Source organism: Metabacillus sp. 84 (assembly GCF_050107715.1).
Classification (GTDB): Bacteria; Bacillota; Bacilli; order Bacillales; family Bacillaceae; genus Metabacillus_B.
The window spans coordinates 1-478 of record NZ_JBNILN010000031.1 but is presented as its reverse complement, the minus strand read 5'-3'; the positions used below and the strand labels follow the sequence as shown (position 1 = coordinate 478).

The window sequence follows — 478 nt, the reverse complement described above, 5'->3', positions numbered from 1 at the left end:
TGAAGTCGTAACAAGGTAGCCGTATCGGAAGGTGCGGCTGGATCACCTCCTTTCTAAGGAAGATATGAGCATCCAAGCGATGCAAACCATTAACGGACGCACTTCGAATTTGTTTAGTTTTGAGAGAACTTTGTTCTCTTTATGATGGGCCTATAGCTCAGCTGGTTAGAGCGCACGCCTGATAAGCGTGAGGTCGATGGTTCGAGTCCATTTAGGCCCACCATCTTCATACTGAAAAAATCATTTCGCCCGGGGCCTTAGCTCAGCTGGGAGAGCGCCTGCCTTGCACGCAGGAGGTCAGCGGTTCGATCCCGCTAGGCTCCACCATCGAGACTTTTTTTGTGTCTCCAATTGTTCTTTGAAAACTAGATAACGATATGAATGTCAAACATTCACACGAGTAAGAAACGACCTTATGATTTTCTTCGTCCGTTTACCGGTTGAAGAAATGAACACAAGCCTTAAGACCATCCGGTCT

2 tRNA genes and 1 rRNA gene are annotated in these 478 nt (G+C 47.1%); all 3 read left to right on the top strand.

Annotation, left to right across the window (positions count from 1 at the left end):
• A 16S ribosomal RNA gene (locus ACQCV8_RS20170) occupies window positions 1–53 on the top strand; the annotation flags it as partial.
• Between the two features lie 93 nt (window positions 54–146).
• Window positions 147–223: transfer RNA gene (locus tag ACQCV8_RS20165), tRNA-Ile, on the top strand.
• 28 nt (window positions 224–251) lie between these two features.
• Window positions 252–327, top strand: a tRNA-Ala gene (locus ACQCV8_RS20160).
• The last annotated feature ends 151 nt before the right edge of the window (window positions 328–478 follow it).